The organism is Acidobacteriota bacterium, assembly GCA_020845575.1.
GTDB lineage: Bacteria > Acidobacteriota > Vicinamibacteria > Vicinamibacterales > Vicinamibacteraceae > Luteitalea.
This window is the reverse complement of the sequence record JADLFL010000050.1, coordinates 1-22,079: the sequence shown is the minus strand read 5'-3', so window position 1 is coordinate 22,079 and position 22,079 is coordinate 1. Positions and strand designations below refer to the sequence as shown.

The window sequence follows — 22,079 nt, the reverse complement described above, 5'->3', positions numbered from 1 at the left end:
CTAAGCCTCCGGCATCTCCGCGCCGATTCCCGATCATGGCGATTCCCCGTCTCACGCACGTGCTGGCAATGCTCGGGCTTGTCGTGGGGGTGGCGGGAGCGCAGCCGGCGGGTCCGTTACCGCAGCCGTGGCCACTGTTCCCTGCCGACAACTGGTGGAAAGTCGACATCAGCCAGGCACCCGTCGACGTCGGGAGCGCGGGCTTCATCTCGTGGATCACCAACGGTCGGGACTTGCGCCTGCGGCAGGACTGGGGCGCATCCGCCAACGACCCCGAGGATCCCACGGCGATGTGGGGCATGCCGTACGTCAGCGTGCCCGGGACGCAGCCGCTCGTGCCAGTGACGTGGACGGCCTACGGCAGCGAGAGCGACAACGGCGCGCCGGGCCGGCCGCCGGGCTATCCGATTCCGCCCGAGGCGAAGACCATGGCGGGCTACATCGAGGGTGGACAGCCGGGTCGCGTGAACGCCAACGGCGACCGTCATCTCATCCTCGTCGATCGCGACAATCGGCTGCTCTACGAGCTGTACCGCGCGCACTGGAACGAGTCCCTCCAGCGATGGGAAGCCGACTCTGGCGCGACGTTCGACCTCACGCGCAACGACAGGCGCCCAAACGGATGGACCAGCGCCGACGCCGCGGGGCTCGCCATCATGCCCGGCCTCGTGCGCTACGACGAGATGTACGGCACCGAGCCGATCCGCCACGCGCTGCGGATGACGGTGCGCGCCACCAACGGCTACGTCTTCCCCGCGTCGCATCGCGCCGGCACCCGGGCGGGCGCGCCGCCGATGGGCGCGCGACTGCGCCTCAAGGCCGGTGTGGACATCTCGATGCACCCGGCACCGGTCAGGCGGCTGCTCCAGGCGATGAAGACGTACGGGCTCATCGTGGCCGACAACGGATCGGACATGTACGTCACGGGCACCAACGATCCGCGGTGGGCGTCGGAGATGAACGGCATCGCGTCGGCGATACGTAGCGTGCGGGTGACGGATTTCGATGTCGTCCAGCTCGGCTGGCAGCCGCCTGCCGCGCCGGCCGACGGCGACAACGACGGTCTGCCCGACGAGTGGGAGCGCGCCTACGGCCTCGATCCCACGAGCGCCACCGGCGACAACGGTCCGAACGGCGATCCCGATGGCGACGGCCATACCAACGCCCAGGAGCACACAGATGGCACCCACCCGCGCGGACGGGTCACGCGCCTGCTCGCCGAGGGCCTTCGCCAGGGTGGGTTCCGGACGCGCATCGCGCTCGCCAATCCGTCGCCGACAACGCCTGCGTACGTCCAGCTCCGTTTCGAACGCGACGATGCCGTCGTAGTGACGACAACGAGACTGGTGCCCGCAAGGCAGCGGGTGACCGTCGACGCGAGCGCGATCGACGGACTCCGGGATCACGCGTTCGCGACAGTCGCTGAATCCGACGTCGTGGTGGCCGTCGATCGCCTCGTACAGTGGGACAACGGCCGAGGCAGTCATGGCGAGCACGGAATCGCGCAGGCGTCTCGCACCTGGTACTTCGCGGAGGGCGCCACGTACAGCGGTTTCTCGCTGTTCTACCTCCTGCAGAATCCGGGCGACACGCTCGCGCACGTCACGGTCACGTATCTGCGTGAACCACCCCTGGCGCCGTTGACGCGCACGCATGAGGTCGAACCGCACCAGCGGTACACCGTGTGGGTCAACAACGACGAGGCAGGCCCGGAGACCCCCTCATCCGGCGCCGCATCGTCTGTCGTCATCGAGTCGGATCGCCCGATCGTGGCCGAACGCGCGATGTATCGGTCGGTGCCGGCGAGCTTCGAAGCCGGACACGCCGCGGCGGGAGCCGATCGATTGCGAACATCGTGGTTCTTCGCCGAGGGACACACGGGCCCTCTGTTCGCGCAATACCTGCTGATCGGCAATCCGGGTGACACCAGTGTGCCCGTGCACGTGACGTACCTGCTGCCGGACGGACCGACGATGCCGATCACCTACGAGGTGGGGCCGCGCAGCCGATACACGGTGCTGGTCAACAGGGAGACGCCGTCACCCGGGGTGTCGCTGGCGTCGACGGCCGTTGCGATGGCGATCGAGGCAGACGCGCCGGTCGTTGCCGAGCGCGCGATGTGGTGGCCGGGTCCGTCATCACGAACGTGGCTCGAGGCGCACGCGAGCCTCGGCGCCACGCAGACGTGCGCACGATGGGCGGTTGCCGAAGGCGAGTGGGCGACGGGCGTGAGCACCTACGTGCTCGTGGCCAACACCGGCACCGCCGCGTCGACACTGCGCGTCACGCTCCTGCGCGAAGGCGCCGCACCCCTTAGTGCCGACGTGTCAATCGATTCAGGCGCACGGATCAACGTCGATGTCCCGAGCCTGTTCCCGGAGGCGTTCGGGTCTCGCTTCGCCATGCTCATCGAGCCCGCTCCCTTCGCACCGGCTCTTCCTCTCGTCGTCGAGTGGTCGCACTACGCCGACACCCCCACGGTCCACTGGAGTGCCGGCGCGAATGCGGGAGGAACGTGTGTGCCGTGAGCCGACTAGCTGTTCTGCTTGATCAGTTCCAGCTCGATCGTGATCTTCACCGAGTCGCCGACAACGACGCCGCCGCCATCCATCGAGCGGCTCCAGCTCACGCCGAAGTCCTGACGGTTGATCGTCGTGGTGGCCGTGGCGCCGATGCGCTGGCTGTTCTGCACGGTGACGGGATCTGTCGGGCCCTCGACGTCGAGCACCACTTCTTTCGTCTTGCCACGCATCGTCAGGTCGCCGATCAGCTTGAACCTGCCGTTGCCCACCACTTCCGCGCGCTTGCTCTTGAACGTGATGGTCGGATAGGCCGCCACGTCGAAGAAGTCGGCGCTCTTGAGGTGCGCGTCGCGCTTCTCGTTGTCGGTGGTGATCGTCGTCGAGGCGATGTTGGCCGTGGCGGAGACGCCGCCGATGTTCGATCCGTCGTAGACGATGGTGCCTTCCACCTTGCCGAAGCGGCCGTGGACGTTGCTGACCATCATGTGACGGACGGTGAACGACGCGCCGGAATGGGCCGGGTCGATCGTCCAGGTCTGGGCGGCGACGGGCGAGGCGAACGCCACGAAGGCGAGTGCCGCGAGAGTCGAGCGAGCAATCATGTGCGGGCTCCTGAAGGAAAAGGCCTCCGCCGCGCGAAGACCCGGGTGCAATCGTGTAGACGACGCGTGCGACGCGTCCGTGTCAGACCCGCCTACGATATACGTGTTACAACACGGATTCAAGATCCGTGCGTGTCATGAGGAGCGCCACGAGCGCTTCGAAGCCGTCCTGATCCGCCTGGGTGAACCGCGCGAGCGACGGACTGTCGAGGTCGAGCACGCCCACCACGCGCCCGTCGTGTCGGAGGGGCACCACGAGTTCCGACGCCGACGCGCCATCGCACGCGATATGCCCCGGGAACGCCGCCACATCGTCCACGCGGACCGACGCGCCACGCTGGACCGCGGTGCCGCACACGCCGCGTCCGACGGCAATCCGTACGCACGCCGGCTTGCCCTGGAAGGGTCCGAGGACGAGTTCCGTGTCACTCCGGCGCAGGTAGAACCCGGCCCAGTTGAGGTCGGGCGTCGTGTGCCAGATGAGCGCGGCGGCGTTGGCGAGGTTCGCGATGATGTCGCGTTCGGTGCCGATGAGCGCGTCGAGGTGCGCGTGCAGGCCGGCATGGAACGCGGCAGGGTTGCCGTCGAGCGTCGGGACGTGGAACATCGGGACACGATAGCAGCACGATCGGGCACCGGGCACCGGGCCGGGCTCGGCTCGGCCCTACCATCTGTGCGCGGCGGAGGGCCGGTCGTTGTTGGCCATCCGCCGGGGGGACGCGTCGATTCGCCGATGGCGGCGAACGGTGACGGGCCCATGACGTACAACCGCACGTGGCCGCGGCGTCTTCGTCGCATGACCACCGACGTTCGAGGGCATTTTTCGTGACCGATCTGCACGCCGATCTCGCCGCACTGAAACTCGACAGGGGGGCGCGCCAGGCGCCACCGCGCCGGCGCGGCCCCTTCGTTGCGCTCCTGCTGGCCGTGGCGGCCTCCGCGCTTGGCTGGTGGCTCTGGCAGCGCCAGGCGCCGGAGCCCGCAAAGGCGGTCGTCGAGGTCGAGCGGCCCGCCGCACGCACGACGGCCCCTGACGATGCGGTACTGAACGCGTCTGGCTATGTCGTGGCGAGGCGACGCGCCACCGTGTCGTCGCGCATCACGGGCAAGGTCGTCTCCGTCCACGTCGAGGAAGGCATGGCCGTGAAACAGGGGCAGGTGCTCGCGCGTCTCGACGACTCGACGGTGCGCGCACTCCTGCAACTGTCCGAATCACAACTGGCGTCGTCGCGCACGCAGCTCGCGGAGACGGAGGTCCGCATCCGTGAGGCGGAGCTTGCGCACGGCCGGCAGCAGCGCCTGGTGCGCGAAGGCGTGCTGCCCGAAGCGGACCTCGATACCGCGACCGCGCAGGTCGACGCCCTCCGCGCCCGACTGGCGGCCGCGCGCCAGGACGTGCTTGTCGCGGAGCGGCAGGTGGCCGTTCGCCGCACCGAGCTCGACGACACGATCATCCGCGCACCGTTCGGCGGCATGGCCGTCTCCAAGGACGCGCAGCCCGGCGAGATGATCTCCCCTGTCTCGGCCGGCGGCGGGTTCACGCGCACCGGCATCTGCACCATCGTCGACATGACGTCGCTCGAGATCGAGGTCGACGTGAACGAGAGCTACATCTCGCGCGTGTCGGACAACCAGCCCGTACGCGCCGTACTCGACGCCTATCCCGACTGGTCGATTCCCGCTCATGTGATCACCACGGTGCCCACCGCCGACCGCCAGAAGGCGACGGTGCTCGTGCGCATCGGGTTCGACGCACTCGATCCACGCCTGCTGCCCGACATGGGCGTGAAGGTGACATTCCTGAAGGAGGTCCGTCCATGAACGCTCCCGTCGCTCCCCTCGTCAGCGTCCGCCAGCTGGAGAAGTCGTATCACCGCGGCAGCGAGACGATCGCCGTCCTCCAGGGCATCGATCTCGACATCGCGCCGGGCGAGTTCCTCGCGCTGATGGGTCCATCGGGTTCCGGCAAGACGACGCTGCTCAACCTGCTGGGCGGCCTCGACCGCCCGAGCGCCGGCACGATCGACGTCGGCGGCGAGCGCATCGATGCGCTGTCGTCGGGCGCGCTCGCCCGCTGGCGCGCGGCGCACGTGGGCTTCGTGTTCCAGCTGTACAACCTGCTGCCGGTGCTCACGGCGCAGCGCAACGTCGAACTGCCGCTGCTGCTGACCAACCTGTCGTCTTCGGAACGCCGCAATCGCGCGTCGATCGCGCTGTCGGTGGTGGGCCTCTCCGAGCGCGCGCAGCACTACCCGAGGCAACTCTCCGGCGGTCAGGAGCAGCGCGTCGGTATCGCACGCGCCATCGTCACCGACCCCACGCTGCTGCTGTGCGACGAACCGACGGGCGACCTCGACAGGAAGTCGGGCGACGAAATCCTCGCGCTGCTCCGCGCCCTCAATCGCGAGCACGGCAAGACGATCGTGATGGTCACGCACGACCCGCATGCCGCTGCCTGTGCCACGCGCGTGGTGCACCTCGAGAAGGGGCTGCTGGTCTCCGAGGTGGCGGCATGAAGTACCTGCCGCTCCTCTGGCGCAGCCTGATGCGGCGCAAGCTGCGCACGCTCTTCACCGCGCTCTCGATCCTCGTCGCGTTCGTGCTGTTCGGTGCGTTGATGGCGCTGAAGGCGGCGTTCGGCATGGGCATCGATCTCGCCGGGCAGGATCGGCTGGTGATGATCCAGAAGGTGTCGTTCATCCAGCCGTTGCCGTTCGCGTACCAGTCGCGCATCGCGGCAACAGAAGGCGTGGCCACCGTCACGCACGCGTCGTGGTTCGGCGGGATCTACCAGGATCCGAAGAACTTCTTCCCGCAGTTCGCCGTCGTGCCTGACGCGTGGTTGCAGATGTATCCGGAGTACGCGCTCACTCCCGATCGGCAGCAGGCGTGGTACGGCAACCGCACCGGGGCGATCGTCGGCCGCGCGCTGGCCGACCGCTTCGGCTGGAAGGTCGGCGATCGCGTCCCTCTCCAGGCCACGATTTTCCGCAAGGCCGACGACTCTCCGTGGACGTTCACGGTCGAGGGCATCTATGAGGCGGGCCAGCAGGGTACCGACACCACGCAGATGTTCTTCCACTACGACTACCTGAACGAGACGCGCCAGGTCCTGAAGGATCAGGTGGGCTGGTATGTCATCCGCGTGAGCGACCCGCAGGAGTCCGATGCGGTGGCCGCGCGCCTCGACGCGCTCTTCGCCAACTCGCCCGCCGAGACGAAGACATCGACCGAGAAAGCGTTCGTGCAGGCGTTTGCCGCGCAGATCGGCGACGTGGGCAGCATCCTCATGGCGATCCTCGCGGCGGTGCTTTTCACGATGCTGCTCGTGGCCGCCAACACCATGGGGCAGGCGGTGCGCGAACGCACGAACGAGCTCGCCGTGATGAAGACGCTCGGCTTCACTGACGGGCAGCTGCTCGCGCTCGTGCTCGGCGAGTCGATGCTGCTCGCCATCGTCGGTGGCGGCACGGGATTGCTGCTGGCGTGGCTCATCACGCTCGGTGGCGATCCGACGGGCGGCTTCCTTCCGGCGTTCTTCCTGCCGCCCCGCACGCTCGTGCTGGGCGTTGCGCTCATCGTGCTCGTGGGACTTGCCGCCGGCGTCTTGCCTGCCTGGCAGGCCAGCCGCCTGCGCATCGTCGACGCGCTTCGGCGCCAGGGGTGATCGCCATGCACGCCTTGTCACAGATCCTCGCCATCACCCTCGTCAACATCCGCAGCATGCCGCAGCGTCGCGGGTCGTCGCTCGTGGCCATCACCGGGATCGCCGGCGTCGTGGTGGTCTTCGTGTCCGTGCTGTCGATCGCGCAGGGCTTCCGCGCGGCGATGACCACGGCCGGCGATCCGCGAACCGCGATCGTGATGCGTGCGGGCACCGAGGCCGAGATGTCGAGCGTCCTCATGCGCGCCAACACACAGCTCGTGAAGGATGCGCCCGGCATCGCACGCGGGGCCGACGGTCCCGTCGCATCGGCTGAACTGTTCGTGATCGTCAACCACCCGAAGCGATCGACGGGCCTCGACGCCAACGTGCCGCTGCGCGGCGTGGAGCCCGCGGCGTTCGACGTGCGCCCGCAGCTGAAGATCGTCGAAGGACGACGGTTCGAGCCGGGGCGGAACGAGATCATCGTCGGCAAGGCCGCGGCGGGACAGTTCGCGGATCTCGGCGTCGGACAGACGGTCCGCTGGGGCGAGAACGTGTGGACCATCGTCGGGATGTTCGAAGCGGGCGGTTCGATCTCCGAGTCGGAGATCTGGTGCGACGCGCGCGTGCTCCAGGGTGCCTATCGGCGCGGTGATTCGTTCCAGTCCGTGTACGTGCAGCTCGAACGCGAGGACTCACTCGACGCGTTCAGGGCGGCACTTGCCGCGGACCCGCGCCTCAACGTGATGGTGGAGCGCGAGACGGACTACCTGGCGGCGCAGTCGGTCGTGCTGCAGACCATCATCAGGACGATCGGCTTCGTGATCGCGGGTCTCATGGCCGTGGGCGCCATCTTCGGATCGATCAACACGATGTACAACGCGGTGGCCAGCCGCACGCGCGAGATCGCCACGCTGCGCGCGCTGGGCTTCGGGGCTGTCTCGATCGTCTCGTCGGTGATGGCCGAATCCACGGTGCTGGCGCTTGTCGGCGGCGTGCTCGGCGGCCTGCTGGCCTGGGCGGGGTTCGACGGCTACCAGACGTCGACGATGAACTTCCAGTCGTTCAGCCAGGTGGCGTTCGCGTTCCGCGTAACGCCGGCGCTGTTGATACAGGGCCTCGCGTGCGCGCTGATCATGGGCCTCATCGGCGGGATCCTGCCGGCGATTCGCGCAGCAAGACTCCCCATCGTCGACGCGCTGCGCGAACTCTAGGGCGAGAAAAGGGCGGGCGAAAGGGAAAAGGCCAAGGGATAAGGGCAGCGAAAAAGACGGAAGGCAGGAAGGCGCGAAGGGGAAAGGTAAAAGGCGAATGCCGGGAATGCGCACGCGGTGTGCGACATTCCCGGCATTCTCGTCATTCGGCATTCGGCATCGCGGCATTACACCAACGAGCCTGTCGGTCGCCTAGAAGTAGTACTTCACCACGAACTGGATCTCGCGCGGCGGGTTGACCACGCTCGTGATCGTGCCGAAGTTCTGGCTCTGGATGTTGCGGTCCGGCGGCCCGAAGTTCGGGTGGTTGAAGAGGTTGTAGGCCTCACCGCGGATGAGGAAGTACTGGCGGCCGAACGTGGTGATCCGCTTGCTCAGCGAGAAGTCCACGTTCCAGTAGCCGGGTGCCGTCGCCACGCCCACACCCGCGTTGCCGAACTGCCCCAGCGGAGCCGAGCGGAACGCGTCGCGGTTCAACCAGTTGGTGATGGACTGATTGGAAGGAACCGGATCGCCAACCAGGTCGGGCCACTGCGTGGACCGCGTGACCTGGAGCGACGGGTTGGAGCTGTCCTGCACGGTGATCGGATAGCCCGTGTGCGCGGTGAGGCCGAAGCTCACGTCCCATCCGCCAATGATCGTGTCGAGGACGCGGTTCATGCCCGAGCCGAACTGGCGGTCGGCACCGACCGGGATCGCGTAGCTGCCCGCCAACGAAACGATGTGGCGCGCGTCGAAGAACGCGGGGCCGTAGTTCATGTCGATGTCGCGGCTGTTGACCGGATACGCACCCTCGGACGCCACGCCACCCGAGCCGTAGTACCCGAGATTGTTCGACATCGACTTGCTCAGCGTGTAGTTGGCCACGAAGTCGAGACCGTTCCACAGGCGCTGCTTGAACGTCGTCTGGAGCGCGTTGTAGTCGGACCGCGCCGCCGGCGACGTCGTGGCGATGTTGGTGACCAGCGGGTTGTACTGGTACAGCGGACGGCGAGTCTGGATGGGCGCCCACGTCGAGGGGTCGCCAACGCCTGGCAGCGGCTGGTTACCCTCGATCGGTGCGACCAGGTACTTGGACCTGTTGCCCACGTAGCCGACATTGATCGACGACCGCGGTCCGAGCAGGTACTCCACGAACACGTTGTACTGCTGCGTCAACTGCGGGCGCAGGTTCGGGTCCCACACACGAAGCTGCCCCGAGATGCCATCCAACGCCTGAAGCCCCTGGAAACCCGTCGCGATCGTGCCGGCGTTGGTCGGAGCCGCGGCCGAGTACGCCCAGTCGGTCTGCGACTCGAAGAAGAACGGCGGGTTGAGGGGCAGGCGCAGGTTTGCACCCGTGCCCTCCTGGTACTGCGTGATGCCGTAGCCGCCGCGGAACACCCACTTGTCGCCCTTGCGGTAGGCGAAGCCGAGGCGCGGCTCCCAGCCGTTGTAGTACGGGTCGTAGAGCGCGCGGCTGTTGCCGTCTCGGCCCGCCAGCCGCTGCTCGAGGTTCGTGAGCGAGAAGTTCGCCTGGCGGTCGTCCTTCTCGACAAACGGCGTGGTGTTGCCCCAACGCAGCGCGAGATTGAGCGTCAGGTTGTTGGTCACCTTGAAGTCGTCGCCCGCGTAGAAGGCGAACCGGTCCTGATAGTGCGTCCACGGATCGGACAGCGACCCGCGCCCCTTGCTCGACACGTAGTCGAGCAGGAAGTCGGCCACAGCCGCCCGCGTGAACGTGCCACCGTAGCCGATGTAGCCCAGGACGCCGTTGTTGCCGGCGTAGTAGCGCTCGGCGATGTAGTGGCTCCACGTCCCGCCGAACTTGAACGTGTGGCGGCCCTTGAGCCACGTGAGACGCTCGTTCAACTGGAAGATGCCGTTGTTCATGTTGCTCGCGCCGCCCGTGGTGCCGATGTTGTCCACGCTGTTGCCGATGCGCACCTGCGTGAGGCCGGCGATGGGCTGCGATCCGCCGATGCCGAGCTGGTTGTTCAGCATCCCGAGACCGCGCAGGTCGAGCGGCGTGGTGTTGAACTGGTTCGCGTTGTAGCCGATGAGCACGTCGTTGACGACGTTCTTGCCGAAGATGCGGTTCCAGTTCGCGCCCACGCTCCAGAAGGGGTTGTCGCCGAGGCTGCCGAAGAACAGCGGCATGGCTGTCGAGTCGGTACGCGACTGGTGCGCCTGCCGCGAGTAGCGGACGTAGACCTTGTCGTTGACCGAGGCGTTCCAGTCGATCTTGATGTCGAACTGGTTGGTCTCCTCGCTCGACGCACTCTTGCCGATGTAGTTCTGACGGAAGTCGCTAATCGCGCGGTTCACGTTGGCGCGCGGATAGAGCGCCTCGTTGGCCAGCAGGGCACGTGCGAACGGGCTGAAGCGCTCCACGGGGATCTGGTTGTTGGGAAAATTCGCTCCGGTGACCGGATCCCGCAACTGGATGCCCGGAAGGAGGCTGCTCAGATCGCCGTTGCGCCACGCATCGGGCATGACGGTAGCGAAGGAGTCGGCGGGCGGAACCTTGTGCCGGCCGCCCGAGTAGTCGGCAAACCAGAACAGCTTGCCCCTGACGATCGGACCGCCGAGCGTACCGCCGAACACCTTGCGCGAGAGCTCCGCCTTCCGGCCGCCTGCGCGGTTGGTGGCCCACGGCGTGGCCGCGAACTCGTTGTCGCGCCAGTAATAGAACGCGTTGCCGCGGATGTCGTTGGTGCCCGACTTGATCACCATGTTGACGCTCGCGCCGGCCACGTTGCCCATCTCGGGCGAATAGTTGTTGGTCTCGACGCTCACCTGCTCGACGGCGTCCGGACTCGGCTGGTACGCGATCAGGTTGTCGGTGGGGTCGTTCGAATCGATACCGTCGATCGTGAAGTTGTTGGCCTGCTCGCGCTGGCCGTTGGCGTACGGACGCGCAGCCTGGCCCTTCAGGGAGTTCATGTTCGCCGCGTTCGGCGTCGTCACGCCGGCCGTGTAGAGCGTGGTCGCCGAAACGTTGCGGCCCTGGAGCGGAATCTTCTCCACCTGCTCCTGGTCGAACTTCGCGCCCACGACGGCGTTCTCCGTCTGGAGGACGGCCGACGTCGCCGTCACCTCCACGCTCTCGGTGAGCGCGCCCACTTCGAGCTTCGCGTCGAGACGCGCCGTCTGGCCGCCGGCGATGTTGACCGAAACCTGCACGGCCTTGAAGCCTTCGAGCTCGACACGAACCGTGTACGTGCCGATCGTCAGCGCGTTGATCGTGTACACGCCGGCCTCGTTGCTCACGCCCGTGAAGGGGACGTTGGTGGCCGTGTTGGTGGCCGTGACCGTAGCGCCGGGTACGGCAGCGCCCTGGTCGTCCGACACGATGCCCGTGATGGTCGACAACCCGACCTGGGCCCGCGCCGGCAGCGCCATGCTGCAGATCAATCCGACTGCGAGCAGCACGCGCGTCGCCGTGCCGCACAAGTTAGACGCCATGTGTCCACTTCCTCCGGAAAAGGGGTAACGCACGCAAAGAGTACACTCACCGGCGATGGAAAGAAACACTTCCGCCGTGGTGGAGGCTCGCGGTCATCTGATCGACTCCGGCCTCCTCAACACGATCTTCGACGCCGTCATCGCGCACGAGGGCGCGTTCGAGGTGCAACGATTCGAGATCGGTCGTACGAACTACGATTTTTCCGAGCTGGTGCTACGAGTTTCTGCATTTTCGTCCGAGCAATTGGATCGGATTCTCGAAGCGCTCCTGCCGCTCGGGTGTGCGCCCGTCGAGCAGTTCGACGCGCTCGTGCGCGAAGCCGACATGGACGGCGCGGTGCCGGAGGACTTCTACTCGACGACCAACCACCGCACGTCGGTGCGCGTCGACGGCCGCTGGCTCGACGTGCAGCAGCAGCGCATGGACGCCATCATCGCGATCGACGCCGACGGCACGCACGCCGTGTGCCGCAAGCTGCGCGATGTGCGGCGCGGCGATCGCGTGGTGTGCGGCACGGACGGCATCAGGATCGTGCCGGAATTCCAGGAGCGCGACAGGCAGCATTTCGCGTTCATGGCCAACGACATCTCGTCGGAGCGGCGCGTGGAAGCCACCGTCTCGCGCATCTCGCAGGTGATGCGCGACGTGCGCGCGCGCGGCCAACGCATCGTCTTCGTCGCTGGTCCGGTGGTCGTACACACCGGTGGGGCGCCGTACTTCTCGGAGTTGATCCGCGCGGGCTGGGTCGACGCGCTGTTGGCCGGCAACGCGATCGCGGTCCACGACATCGAGGCGTCCTTCTTCGGCACGTCGCTGGGTGTGGATCTGGCGCAGGGAGTGCCCGTCCACGAAGGACACAAGCACCACATGAAGGCGATCAACCGCGTCAATCGCGCCGGCGGGATCGTGCCGGCCGTGGAGACGGGCGTGCTCACGAGCGGCGTGATGTTCGATCTGGTGACGCACCGCGTCCCCTTCGTGCTCGCCGGGAGCATCAGGGACGATGGGCCGCTGCGCGATACGGTGATGGACCTGGTGGAGGCGCAGGAACGCTACGCGCGCGTGCTCGACGGCGCAGGCGTCGTGGTGATGCTGTCGTCGATGCTGCACGCCATCGGCGTGGGCAACATGCTGCCGTCGTGGGTGAAGGTGGTGTGCGTGGACATCAACCCGGCCGTGGTGACCAAGCTGTCGGACCGCGGCTCGGCGCAGACGGTTGGCGTGGTGACCGACGTGGGGTTGTTCCTGAAACAGCTCGCGTCGCAGTTGGCGGAAACCGGGCACAGGGCACCGGGCGACCGGGCACCGGAGTCTTGAAGGTCGTGCGGTGCGGCTCGACGCTGCTACCTGCCTGCGGCGCCGATGATGTTGCGGCTCAGGTAGTCGATCATCGTGTACCAGGAGAGGATGAAGAAGAACAGGAAGCCGACGCCGGCGGTCACCTGCACCAGCTTCGGGCTGTACTTCACTTCCATGAAGATCAGGATGACGAGCAGCGCCTTGGCCACGGCCACGGCCAGCGCCACGGGGAGGTTGAAGTACCCGAGATTGACGCGCGACACCAGCACGGTCACGACGGTCAGCACCATCAGGGCTGCGAACACGAGATAGAGCTGCGACTTGGGGGGAATGTGAGACATGGGCGAAAGGCCGAATGTTGAATGCCGAATGCCGAGCGAAATGCTGGATGCCGCGATGCCGGAAATGCCGTGAGCCGTAAGCCCTGAGCCACCTACATCAGGTAGAGCAACGGGAACAGGAAGATCCAGACGATGTCGACGAAGTGCCAGTAGAGGCCGAACAGCTCGACCGGCGTGTACCACTCGGGCGTGAACCTGCCCCGGGCGGCCATGATGATGATGGGCACCAGCACGAAGGCGCCGAAGATCATGTGCGTGGCGTGCAGGCCCGTCATGCCGAAGTACAGCGAGAAGTAGATCTCCGCGCCGTTCTTCAGCGCCGCGTCGTGGAACTGGAAGTGCGGGCCCGGGACGAGGTGGTGCTGGAACTTCTCCGAGTACTCCACGACCTTGACGCCGAGGAAGATGCTGCCCAGCACGAGCGTGAGGATCAGGAACAACACCAGCTGCGTCCGCTCGCCCGTCTTGCTCGCCCGCACGGCAAGCGCCATTGTCAGCGAGCTCCCGATGAGGACGATCGTGTTGCCGAGTCCCATCCAGACGTTGAGCTCGTGGCTCGCCGTGTGGAACGACGCGTTGTACATCCACCGGTAGAGGATGTACGCCATGAAGAAGCCGCCGAAGAACAGCACCTCGGTGACCAGGAACCACCACATGCCGAGCGTGCTGGCGTTCTGCTGCTGCTCGAGCGTGTCGAAGTGGTGCTGCAGCGCCGGGTGATGCGCCGCGTGCGCGTTCGAGTGACTCACCTCAGTGCTCCTCGGGGGCGTAGTAGTAGGCCGGCTTGGTCACGATCGGCGTGACCTCGAAGTTGGCGGTCGGTGGCGGAGACGACGTCTCCCACTCCAGGCCGTAGGCGCCCCACGGGTTGGGGCCAGCCGGCTTGCCCCTGAACGCGGAGTGGATCAGGTAGATGGCCGGCAGGAGCAGGCCGAGCGCGAGGATCGACGCACCCGCCGACGACAGGATGTTGAGCACCTGCCACGACAGCTCTTCCGACGGATAGGCATGATAGCGGCGCGGCATGCCCATGTAGCCCAGGATGAACTGCGGGAAGAACGTCAGGTTGAAGCCGACGAACACGATCACTGCCGAGGTCTTGGCCCACGGCTCCGAGTACAGCTTGCCGGTGATCTTCGGCCACCAGAAGTGCAGGCCGCCGAGATATGCCAGCAGCGTGCCGCCCACCATCACGTAGTGGAAGTGCGCCACGACGAAGTAGGTGTCGTGCACGTGGATGTCGAAGCCGATGGCCGCGAGGAGCACGCCGGTGAGGCCGCCGATCATGAACAGGCCGATGAAGCCCAGCGCGCACAGCATCGGCGCCGACAACTGCACCGAGCCGCGGTAGAGCGTCGCCGTCCAGTTGAACACCTTGATGGCCGACGGGATCGCGACGAGGAAGCTCAGAAACGAGAACGTCACCGAGGCCAGCACCGACTGGCTCGTCGTGAACATGTGGTGCCCCCACACCAGGAAGCCGATGAGGGCGATGCCGAGGCTCGCCATCGCGACCATCTTGTACCCGAACACCGGCTTGCGCGAGAACGCGGAGATGATCTCGCTGATCACGCCCATCCCGGGCAGCACCATGATGTACACGGCCGGATGCGAGTAGAACCAGAACAGGTGCTGGAACAGCACCGGGTCGCCCCCGAGTTCCGGATTGAAGAACCCGAGGTTCAGCGTGCGCTCCAGCATCATCATGAGCAGCGTCACGGCCACGACGGGCGTACCGAGCATCATGATCAGGCTCGTCGCATAGTGCGACCAGATGAAGAGCGGCAGGCGATCCCACGTCATGCCAGGCGCGCGCATCGTGTGAATCGTGACGATGAAGTTGAGACCGGTGAAGATGGACGAGAACCCGGCGATGAACGCGCCCGTGGCAGTGAGCACCACGTGCGTGTTCGACGCGGCCGTGGAATACGGCGTGTAGAACGTCCAGCCCGTGTCCACGCCCCCCGAGACCAGCGCCGCCACGCCGAACAGCGCGCCGGCCATGTACAGGTACCAGCTCGCCAGGTTGATGCGCGGGAACGCCAGATCCTTGGCGCCGATCATGAGCGGCACCAGGAAGTTGCCCATGATGGCCGGGATCGACGGGATGAGGAAGAAGAACACCATCACCACGCCATGCGCGGTGAAGACCTTGTTGTAGGTCTCGGCAGACAGCAGGTCGCCACCCGGCGTGGCGAGTTCGAGCCGGATCAGCATCGCGAAGATGCCGCCCAGCAGGAAGAACGCCGACACCGAGTACAGGTACAGCAGGGCGATGCGCTTGTGGTCCTTCGTGAAGAACCAGGACATCGGGCCGTGCGTGGCGTTCAGGTAGTGCACGTCCGGGATCGCGGGCGGCGCTGACGAATCGGTTTCTGGATTTCTGACGTCGTGCATGGCCGTGTCCTAGTGGGCGCCCGTGGCGGCAGCCGCGTCGTGGGCGCCGGCCGCCGGTGTCGCACCAGGCGCGCCGAGCGACTTGATGTAGGCGAGCAGTGAGGCGATGGCATCCTCGCTGATCTGGCCCTGATAGGTAGGCATCAGCGGCTGATAGCCCTGCACCATCTTCGCCTGCGGGTTGAGGATCGACTCGCGCAGGTACGCTTCGTCGACGTGGACCGTCGAGCCGTTGGCCAGCGACTGCGTCGTGCCGAAGATGCCGGCGAGCGCCGGACCGCGGCCCTTGCCGTCCTCGTGATGGCATGTGGCGCAGCCGAGCGACTGGAACTCCTGCTCGCCGGTCGACGTGAGCGTGCCGGCAGGCGCGCCGGCGGCGAGCCACTGCTGGTAGTCGCCGGGCGTCATCGCGACGACCTTGCCGATCATGCCCGAGTGCTGCGTGCCGCAGTATTCCGCGCAGAACAACTGATAGGTCCCCGGCGTGGTCGCCTCGAACCACATCGTCGTCGTCTTGCCGGGGACGGCGTCGATCTTCTGGCGGAACGCGGGGATGTAGTAGCTGTGGATCACGTCTTCGGACGAGATCAGCAGCTTCACCGGACGCCCGACGGGGACGTGCAGTTCGTTGATCTCCCGGTGGCCCGTGAGGTGCTGGGCCTTCCACATCCAGCGCTTGCCGATGACGTAGACCTCCATGGCCTCGGCGGGCGGCTTGGCCATCGCGAAGTACACGCTCGTGCCCCACACGAACATGACCATGGCGATGACGAGCGGGATCGCCGTCCAGACCACCTCGAGCGCCGTGCTGCCGTGGATGTTCGCGCCCACGTCGTCGGGCTGCCGGCGGCGGTACCTGGCCGCCAGCACCACGATGAGCACGGCCACGAGCACCGTGAAGAACACGGTCACGCCGAGCATGAAGAAGTACAGGTGGTCCACGCTGGCTGCCTGCGTGGATCCCTGCGTGGGTAGGAAGTTGAAGGTGCCGCCCATATCCTCTGACTTACGCCTTGTGTGAAGCGCCCGACGGCAGGTCCGCGTGGCCGCCGCCGTACAGGCCGCGACGCTCGCGTCGCCGCAGGACCATCCAGCCTCCCAGCATCGCCAGCACGAACGTGATGCCCGCGAGTCGGACCAGCCGCATCGCCAGCAGACCGTACGTGCCCGTCGCCGGGTCGTAGTGGTAGCAGTACAGGAGCACCGCGTCGACCGGCGAGGCAATCTTCCGATCGGTGGCCTCGACGATCGCCATCCGCAGATCGCGCGGCGCGAAGTCGATGCCGAACAGGTAGCGCGCCAGCGTGCCGTCCGGCGTCAGCACCGAGAGGCCCGCGGCGTGCGCGTACTGATCCGTGTCCTTGTCGAACGTGTACGAGAACCCCACTGCCTCCGCCAACCGATCGATCTCGGCCTTGCGTCCCGTGAGGAAGTGCCACGCACCGGCCGTCTGCGGCCTGTCGTAGTGCGCGACGTACGTCGCCTTCTTGGCCGCCGCAAGCCCAGGACCTTCGCCCGGATCGATGCTCACGACCACGACCTCGTACTGCTGCCCGGCCTCGAAGCTCAGGCCCTTGAGCCCGGCCGTCATGCCCGTCAGCACCTGCGTGCAGAGCATCGGGCACTCGTAGTACGCGAGCGCGAGGACGATGGGCTTCGATCCGAAGTAGTCGCCGAGCCGCACCGCCTTGCCCGTCTCGTCGACAAACGCCAAATCCGCCGGGACCTGCTCACCCAGCCGCTGGGCGTACGTCACGCCGTCGAGCGCCTTGGGCTTCTGGTCGGCCGGAGTGCCCGGCTCGGATCGCAGCGGGCCCTGTCCTGCCGCCGGCCACACGCCCGCCGTCACGACGAGCGTCGTGGCCAGCGCGGCATGACGGAGGACAGTGCGTGCGAGCATCGACAGGACTCTTCGGGTTCCTACTGTGCCACTGCCGCCGGGTCGACTGCCGCCGGCTCCGCTGGCGGCGGCGTGGTGTCTGGCAGGCCGCGCTCGAGGAGCAGCTGCTTGGCGCGCGCGATCGGCAGGCGTACGACGCCCGCTTCCTTGTCCACCCATCCGTACGTGGTCTGCGCCGTCGTCGTCGATGCGCGGATCTGGCGCAGCCACGCGGGCTCGTTGGTCAGCACCCGAGGACCCGCGGCGGCGCGGCCCTGCGCGTCCATCGCGTTGACGGCGTCCATCAGGGGCGCCACGATGGCGTCCCCGCCGGCGCGATCGGCGTTGATCTTCGTCAGGGGCGCCTGCGCGGCGCGCGCACGGCGGTCGAGCAGCCGGAACGTGCCATACATCGAGACCGACGTCAGCATGATGATGAGCACCGACGCGATGGCCAGCTTGCCGACGCCATCGAGCGGGATGTCACGCGTCTCGTGGTTCAGCGGACCAGCGCCATCGTCGCCGTGCGAGCCGGCGTGGTGGTGATCAGTGGCCATCGGCCAACGCCTCCGGGAGATAGGGGTCGCCCACGGGCAGCAACGCGCGGCCCTTCAGCAGGTGGCAGAACACGCCCACCCACAGGCCGAACACGCCGCACACCGCGGCAACGTCCATCCAGTGCACGCCGAACGCGCCCTGCTTGACCCACGGGGCGATCAGCCAGAACACGTCGAGGAACCGCATCACGAGCATGAACGCCGCGACGGCGACCAGCCGCGAGGTGACGCGCTTGGTGGTGCGGAACAGCAGGAGCAGCCAGGGCAGCACGAAGTGGCCGACGACGACGACGAGCGTGACGATCTGCCAGCCGTCGCCGAAGCGGCGGAGGTAGTACGGAATCTCTTCGGGCAGGTTGGCCGACCAGACGATCAGGAACTGCGAGTACGCCAGGTACGCCCACAGCATGATGAAGGCGAAGAGCAGCGACCCGTAGTCGTGGAAGCGATCGGTCGAGAGCGCGCGCGCCATGTTGGCGTTGTTGTGCAGCAGCGCCGCCACCACGATCGAGAACGCCAGCGCGGTCAGCGCCATGCCCATGAGGAACCACAGGCCGAAGATCGTCGAGAACCAGTGCGGGTCGAGCGACATCACCCAGTCCACCGACGCGAAGGTGACGGTGAGGCTGAGGATCAGCAGACCGGGGCCGGCGATCTTGTTGAAGCGCTCGACGGGGAACGGATCGGTGTCCTGCTGCGCCGACCACTTCGAGAGCATCAATGCGAGTACCGACCACACGACGAAGTAGCCCGCGGCGCGGATGACAAAGCCCGTCGTGTTCAGGTACGGCGCCTTGTGCCGGAGGATGGCGTCGTGCGCAACGGCGTCGGCGTGCGACCAGTGATACAGGTCGTGGATGCCGAGGATGACCGGCAGGAAGAGCACCGCCATCATCGGGATGGTGCGGGCCGAGGCCTCGAACGTGCGGCGCAGCACGAGGCTCCAGCGTCCGCCCGACAGGTGGTGCACCATCAGCAGCGCGAGACTGCCGATGGGCACGCCGAGCACGAACACATACCCCAGCAGGTACGACTTGTAGAATTGCGCCGAGTCGGTGGCAAAGCCGGCGAGCAGGCCGACGAGGCCGAGCAACCCGACCGCGAACGCCACGCGCTGCAGCGTGTCGATCTGCGGTGGAGCCTGGAAGTGCTCGGGGTTGAGAGTGGGCTCACTCATGAGCAGCGCCTCCTTCGTGGGACGCCAGGGGCGCGGCGGCCGCCGGTCCGTCGAGCGTGCCGCGCTGGTCCGCGGGCACATCGTCGATCGTGCCGGACTGGCTCAACTGCAGGGCGCGGATGTACGCCGCGATCGCCCAGCGATCGGCGGGCGCGACCTGCGCCGCGTAGTCAGGCATCTGGCCGAAGCCGTTGGTGATGACGTCGTAGAAGTAGCCGATGCCCACGGCGCGGAGCCTCGGGTCGGCATACGACGCGGGACGCTTGTAGCCGCGCTGCACCACGGTGCCGTTGCCGTCGCCGAGCGGCGAGTGACACGGCGAACAGTAGATGTCGTAGCGCTGCTGGCCGCGATCGAGCAACGCCTGGTTCAACTCGATCTGCGCGGGCAGGTGGTGGATCGGCTCGCCGTCCTGCTTGCCCGTGTAATACACATCGTCGGCGCGCAGGTTGCCGCGCGCGACGGTGCCGTCGGGAATCGGACGCATGGCCCGTTTGTCGGCGAAGAAGTCGCTCGCTTCGAGCGCCTCGTAGCGCGGCGTGTCGTGCATGTCCTGGCGACAGCCGGCCACCAGCGCGGCGGCCAGCAGTACGCCGGCCACGACGGCCGGGCGCCCTGCGGTGAAACGGCCGGTACGGCGGACCGGACTGACCAACGTCGATGTGGACGCCATGGCTACGGGTTCACCTCGTTGATGGCCCTCGGGTGCAGTCCTTCGAGGAAGGTCCGCGTGCGCGCGGCGTCGAACCGCGGGTCCGTCGCCTCGATGCACAGGAAGAATCCCGTGCTCGTGGCCGTCTTGCGGAACGCCTCGACGTTGAAGACCGGGTGGTACGGCTGCGGCAGGCCGCTCATCGCGAGCATGCCGCCCACCGTGGCGAGCGCGGCCAGCAGGATGGTGGTCTCGTAGGTCGGGATCGAGAACGCCACCCAGCTGTTCAGCGGTCGCCCGCCGATGTTCATCGGGTACTCGATCACCGACGCCCAGTAGCACAGCCCGAACCCGCCGACGAAGCCGAAAATGCCGCCGGTGAACGTGAATTTCTGCACGCGCCTGTCGTCGTGGCCGAGCGCCTCGGCCAGACCGTGGACCGGTGCCGCCGTATAGGCGTCCATCTGCCTGTAACCGTCGGCGTAGGCCGCCTTGGCCGCGCGCACCAGTTCGGTGGCATCGGCGAACTCGGCCATCACGCCGTAGAGCCCCGGCGCCTGTGCGACATCAGCCATGGTGGGCATCTCCCTTGGCGTGCGCGGCAGGCGTGAGCGTGCGGACCTCGAAGATCGAAATCATGGGCAGCACACGGATGAACAGATAGAACAGCGTCAGGAACAGGCCAATCGTGCCGATGAACGTGCCCCAGTCCCAGAAGGTCGGGTAGTACATGCCCCACGACCCGGGAATGAAGTCGCGGTGCAGCGAGGTGACGACGATGACGAAGCGCTCGAGCCACATGCCGACGTTGACGACCATGCACACCCCGAAGAGCGCCGGCAGCGACGACCGGACCCGCCTGGACCACAGCAATTGCGGGACGACGCCGTTGCAGAAAATCAGCGCCCAGTAGTAGCCCGCATACGGGCCCGTCATGCGGTTGACGATCATGTACTCCTCGAACTGGTTGGCGCTGTACCAGCCGAAGAATGCCTCCATGCAGTAGCCGTAGAAGACGATCAGGCCCGTGGCCAGTGTCACCTTGGCCATGGCGTCGATATGGCGCTCGGTGATGAAGTCGTGCAGACCGTAGATGGCGCGCATCGGGATCATCAGCGTGAGCACCATCGCGAAGCCCGCGTAGATGGCACCGGCAACGAAGTACGGCGGGAAGATCGTCGCGTGCCAGCCGGGGATCACCGACACGGCGAAGTCGAAGCTCACCACCGTGTGCACCGAGAGCACGAGCGGTGCGCTCAGGCCAGCGAGCATCAGCGACGCCGTCTCATAGCGCTGCCAGTGGATGGCCGACCCGCGCCAGCCAAGCGCGAAGATGCCGTACAGGCGCTGCGCGATCGACGACTTCGCCCTGTCGCGCATCGTCGCCAGGTCGGGGATGAGGCCGACGTACCAGAAGACGATCGAGACGGTGGCGTAAGTGGAGACCGCGAACACGTCCCAGATGAGCGGGCTGCGGAAGTTCGGCCACAGGCCCATCGTGTTCGGGTACGGCATCAGCCAGTAGATGGCGAGCCAGGGTCGGCCTGTGTGGAAGATCGGGAAGATGGCCGCACAGGCCACGGCAAAGACCGTCATGGCCTCGGCCGCGCGGGCGATCGACATGCGCCAGGGCTGCCGGAACAGCATCAGGATGGCGGAGATCAGCGTGCCGGCGTGGCCGATGCCGATCCACCAGACGAAGTTGATGATCGCAAAACCCCACGCCACCGGGTTGTTGACGCCCCAGATGCCCGTGCCCTTGAACACCAGGTACGCGATGGACACCAGGAGCAACTGCAGGATGCTGAATCCCAGCAGGAAGCCGATGAACCAGCTGAAGGGCGTACGCCCCGTGATGATCCCGGAGATCTTGTCGGAGATCGACCCGAAGTTGTGCCCTGGCGCCAGATAGCGCGCTCCGGGGACGGCTTCCTTGGGGTGGTCTAGCACGGTTGCCTCGCGTCCTGTCCTGAGTCCTGCAGCAGCGGCGTGCCTCGCGGCGCGCCAGCCCCGCCTGCCTAGTGCGTCGCGGCAGGCGTCGCCTGCCCCTGTGATTCACCTGCTGCCGCCGCGCCATGTTCGCCGCCGTGCGCCGGCACGTGCGCCGACTCCGGCGACAGCACCGGGTTCGGATTGCGAATCGCGGCCAGGAACGTCGTGCGCGGCCGCGTGTTCAGATCCTCGAGCAGGCCGTAGTTGCGCGGCTCAGCGCGCATCTTCGACACCTGGCTCTCGGGATCGTTGAGGTCGCCGAACGTGATTGCCTGCGTCGAGCACGCGCTCTGGCACGCGGTCCGGACCTCGCCGTCCCGGATGCGGCGATCCTCGAGCTTGGCGGTGAGCCG

20 protein-coding genes are annotated in these 22,079 nt (G+C 66.8%); 6 read left to right on the top strand and 14 right to left on the bottom strand.

Annotation, left to right across the window (positions count from 1 at the left end; translation table 11 throughout):
- Positions 1-35: 35 nt before the first annotated feature.
- Positions 36-2,528 carry a hypothetical protein gene (locus IT182_14265; GenBank protein MCC6164511.1) on the top strand — a complete coding sequence of 831 codons (2,493 nt, stop codon included), beginning with the start codon at positions 36-38 and terminating at the stop codon, positions 2,526-2,528.
- Positions 2,529-2,533: 5 nt separating this feature from the next.
- On the opposite strand, the gene IT182_14260 is transcribed toward IT182_14265, so the two are convergent.
- Both IT182_14260 and IT182_14255 read right to left on the bottom strand, forming a co-directional pair.
- On the bottom strand, positions 2,534-3,124 hold the full coding sequence (locus IT182_14260; protein ID MCC6164510.1) for a YceI family protein: 591 nt from the start codon (positions 3,122-3,124) through the stop codon (positions 2,534-2,536).
- Between the two features lie 106 nt (positions 3,125-3,230).
- Positions 3,231-3,731, bottom strand: a complete 501-nt coding sequence (locus tag IT182_14255; GenBank protein ID MCC6164509.1) for a GAF domain-containing protein — start codon at positions 3,729-3,731, stop codon at positions 3,231-3,233.
- Between the two features lie 314 nt (positions 3,732-4,045).
- On the opposite strand from IT182_14255, the gene IT182_14250 reads away from it, so the two are divergent.
- Genes IT182_14250 through IT182_14235 form a run of 4 tightly spaced genes read left to right on the top strand, consistent with a single transcriptional unit; the run spans position 4,046 to position 7,984 of the window.
- Positions 4,046-4,945 (top strand): efflux RND transporter periplasmic adaptor subunit, encoded by a 900-nt coding sequence (locus IT182_14250; GenBank protein ID MCC6164508.1) that lies wholly within the window; start codon positions 4,046-4,048, stop codon positions 4,943-4,945.
- Entirely contained in the window at positions 4,942-5,640 is a 699-nt protein-coding gene (locus IT182_14245; GenBank protein MCC6164507.1) for an ABC transporter ATP-binding protein, read from the top strand. Before IT182_14250 ends, IT182_14245 begins: the two co-directional genes overlap by 4 nt.
- Entirely contained in the window at positions 5,637-6,791 is a 1,155-nt protein-coding gene (locus IT182_14240; GenBank protein MCC6164506.1) for an FtsX-like permease family protein, read from the top strand. Before IT182_14245 ends, IT182_14240 begins: the two co-directional genes overlap by 4 nt.
- A 5-nt stretch (positions 6,792-6,796) precedes the next feature.
- Entirely contained in the window at positions 6,797-7,984 is a 1,188-nt protein-coding gene (locus IT182_14235) for an ABC transporter permease (protein ID MCC6164505.1), read from the top strand.
- A gap of 192 nt (positions 7,985-8,176) precedes the next feature.
- On the opposite strand, the gene IT182_14230 is transcribed toward IT182_14235, so the two are convergent.
- Entirely contained in the window at positions 8,177-11,431 is a 3,255-nt protein-coding gene (locus IT182_14230; GenBank protein ID MCC6164504.1) for a TonB-dependent receptor, read from the bottom strand.
- A gap of 55 nt (positions 11,432-11,486) precedes the next feature.
- Between IT182_14230 and IT182_14225 the strand changes: the two genes are divergently transcribed.
- On the top strand, positions 11,487-12,749 hold the full coding sequence (locus IT182_14225; protein ID MCC6164503.1) for a TIGR00300 family protein: 1,263 nt from the start codon (positions 11,487-11,489) through the stop codon (positions 12,747-12,749).
- A 26-nt stretch (positions 12,750-12,775) separates the two neighbouring features.
- On the opposite strand, the gene IT182_14220 is transcribed toward IT182_14225, so the two are convergent.
- The 11 genes from IT182_14220 to IT182_14170 all read right to left on the bottom strand — a co-directional run.
- Entirely contained in the window at positions 12,776-13,072 is a 297-nt protein-coding gene (locus IT182_14220; GenBank protein ID MCC6164502.1) for a cytochrome C oxidase subunit IV family protein, read from the bottom strand.
- Between the two features lie 92 nt (positions 13,073-13,164).
- On the bottom strand, positions 13,165-13,821 hold the full coding sequence (locus IT182_14215) for a cytochrome c oxidase subunit 3 family protein (protein MCC6164501.1): 657 nt from the start codon (positions 13,819-13,821) through the stop codon (positions 13,165-13,167).
- Position 13,822: 1 nt separating this feature from the next.
- Complete coding sequence (gene ctaD / locus IT182_14210; GenBank protein ID MCC6164500.1) at positions 13,823-15,469, bottom strand: cytochrome c oxidase subunit I; 1,647 nt, start codon at positions 15,467-15,469, stop codon at positions 13,823-13,825.
- Between the two features lie 9 nt (positions 15,470-15,478).
- The gene (gene coxB, locus IT182_14205) at positions 15,479-16,465 is read right to left on the bottom strand and encodes a cytochrome c oxidase subunit II (protein ID MCC6164499.1); all 987 of its coding nucleotides are present in this window, start codon (positions 16,463-16,465) and stop codon (positions 15,479-15,481) included.
- Positions 16,466-16,475: 10 nt separating this feature from the next.
- Positions 16,476-17,369, bottom strand: a complete 894-nt coding sequence (locus tag IT182_14200) for an SCO family protein (protein ID MCC6164498.1) — start codon at positions 17,367-17,369, stop codon at positions 16,476-16,478.
- Between the two features lie 20 nt (positions 17,370-17,389).
- Positions 17,390-17,905 (bottom strand): hypothetical protein, encoded by a 516-nt coding sequence (locus IT182_14195; GenBank protein MCC6164497.1) that lies wholly within the window; start codon positions 17,903-17,905, stop codon positions 17,390-17,392.
- Positions 17,895-19,082 (bottom strand): hypothetical protein, encoded by a 1,188-nt coding sequence (locus IT182_14190; GenBank protein ID MCC6164496.1) that lies wholly within the window; start codon positions 19,080-19,082, stop codon positions 17,895-17,897. The genes IT182_14195 and IT182_14190 overlap by 11 nt, the downstream gene beginning before the upstream one ends.
- Complete coding sequence (locus tag IT182_14185) at positions 19,075-19,755, bottom strand: cytochrome c (protein MCC6164495.1); 681 nt, start codon at positions 19,753-19,755, stop codon at positions 19,075-19,077. The genes IT182_14190 and IT182_14185 overlap by 8 nt, the downstream gene beginning before the upstream one ends.
- A gap of 2 nt (positions 19,756-19,757) precedes the next feature.
- Complete coding sequence (locus IT182_14180) at positions 19,758-20,309, bottom strand: DUF3341 domain-containing protein (protein ID MCC6164494.1); 552 nt, start codon at positions 20,307-20,309, stop codon at positions 19,758-19,760.
- The gene (gene nrfD / locus IT182_14175) at positions 20,302-21,684 is read right to left on the bottom strand and encodes a polysulfide reductase NrfD (GenBank protein ID MCC6164493.1); all 1,383 of its coding nucleotides are present in this window, start codon (positions 21,682-21,684) and stop codon (positions 20,302-20,304) included. Before nrfD ends, IT182_14180 begins: the two co-directional genes overlap by 8 nt.
- A gap of 68 nt (positions 21,685-21,752) precedes the next feature.
- On the bottom strand, positions 21,753-22,079 hold a 327-nt coding region (locus tag IT182_14170), incomplete at its 5' end, for a hypothetical protein (protein ID MCC6164492.1).

Bases quoted from the DNA above. Each gene is read 5' to 3' on its own strand.
- IT182_14265 (MCC6164511.1), top strand. From the start codon at position 36: ATGGCGATTCCCCGTCTCACGCACGTGCTGGCAATGCTCGGGCTTGTC.
- IT182_14260 (MCC6164510.1), bottom strand. From the start codon at position 3,124: ATGATTGCTCGCTCGACTCTCGCGGCACTCGCCTTCGTGGCGTTCGCC.
- IT182_14255 (MCC6164509.1), bottom strand. From the start codon at position 3,731: ATGTTCCACGTCCCGACGCTCGACGGCAACCCTGCCGCGTTCCATGCC.
- IT182_14245 (MCC6164507.1), top strand. From the start codon at position 4,942: ATGAACGCTCCCGTCGCTCCCCTCGTCAGCGTCCGCCAGCTGGAGAAG.
- IT182_14240 (MCC6164506.1), top strand. From the start codon at position 5,637: ATGAAGTACCTGCCGCTCCTCTGGCGCAGCCTGATGCGGCGCAAGCTG.
- IT182_14235 (MCC6164505.1), top strand. From the start codon at position 6,797: ATGCACGCCTTGTCACAGATCCTCGCCATCACCCTCGTCAACATCCGC.
- IT182_14230 (MCC6164504.1), bottom strand. From the start codon at position 11,431: ATGGCGTCTAACTTGTGCGGCACGGCGACGCGCGTGCTGCTCGCAGTC.
- IT182_14225 (MCC6164503.1), top strand. From the start codon at position 11,487: ATGGAAAGAAACACTTCCGCCGTGGTGGAGGCTCGCGGTCATCTGATC.
- IT182_14220 (MCC6164502.1), bottom strand. From the start codon at position 13,072: ATGTCTCACATTCCCCCCAAGTCGCAGCTCTATCTCGTGTTCGCAGCC.
- ctaD (MCC6164500.1), bottom strand. From the start codon at position 15,469: ATGCACGACGTCAGAAATCCAGAAACCGATTCGTCAGCGCCGCCCGCG.
- coxB (MCC6164499.1), bottom strand. From the start codon at position 16,465: ATGGGCGGCACCTTCAACTTCCTACCCACGCAGGGATCCACGCAGGCA.
- IT182_14200 (MCC6164498.1), bottom strand. From the start codon at position 17,369: ATGCTCGCACGCACTGTCCTCCGTCATGCCGCGCTGGCCACGACGCTC.
- IT182_14195 (MCC6164497.1), bottom strand. From the start codon at position 17,905: ATGGCCACTGATCACCACCACGCCGGCTCGCACGGCGACGATGGCGCT.
- IT182_14190 (MCC6164496.1), bottom strand. From the start codon at position 19,082: ATGAGTGAGCCCACTCTCAACCCCGAGCACTTCCAGGCTCCACCGCAG.
- IT182_14185 (MCC6164495.1), bottom strand. From the start codon at position 19,755: ATGGCGTCCACATCGACGTTGGTCAGTCCGGTCCGCCGTACCGGCCGT.
- IT182_14180 (MCC6164494.1), bottom strand. From the start codon at position 20,309: ATGGCTGATGTCGCACAGGCGCCGGGGCTCTACGGCGTGATGGCCGAG.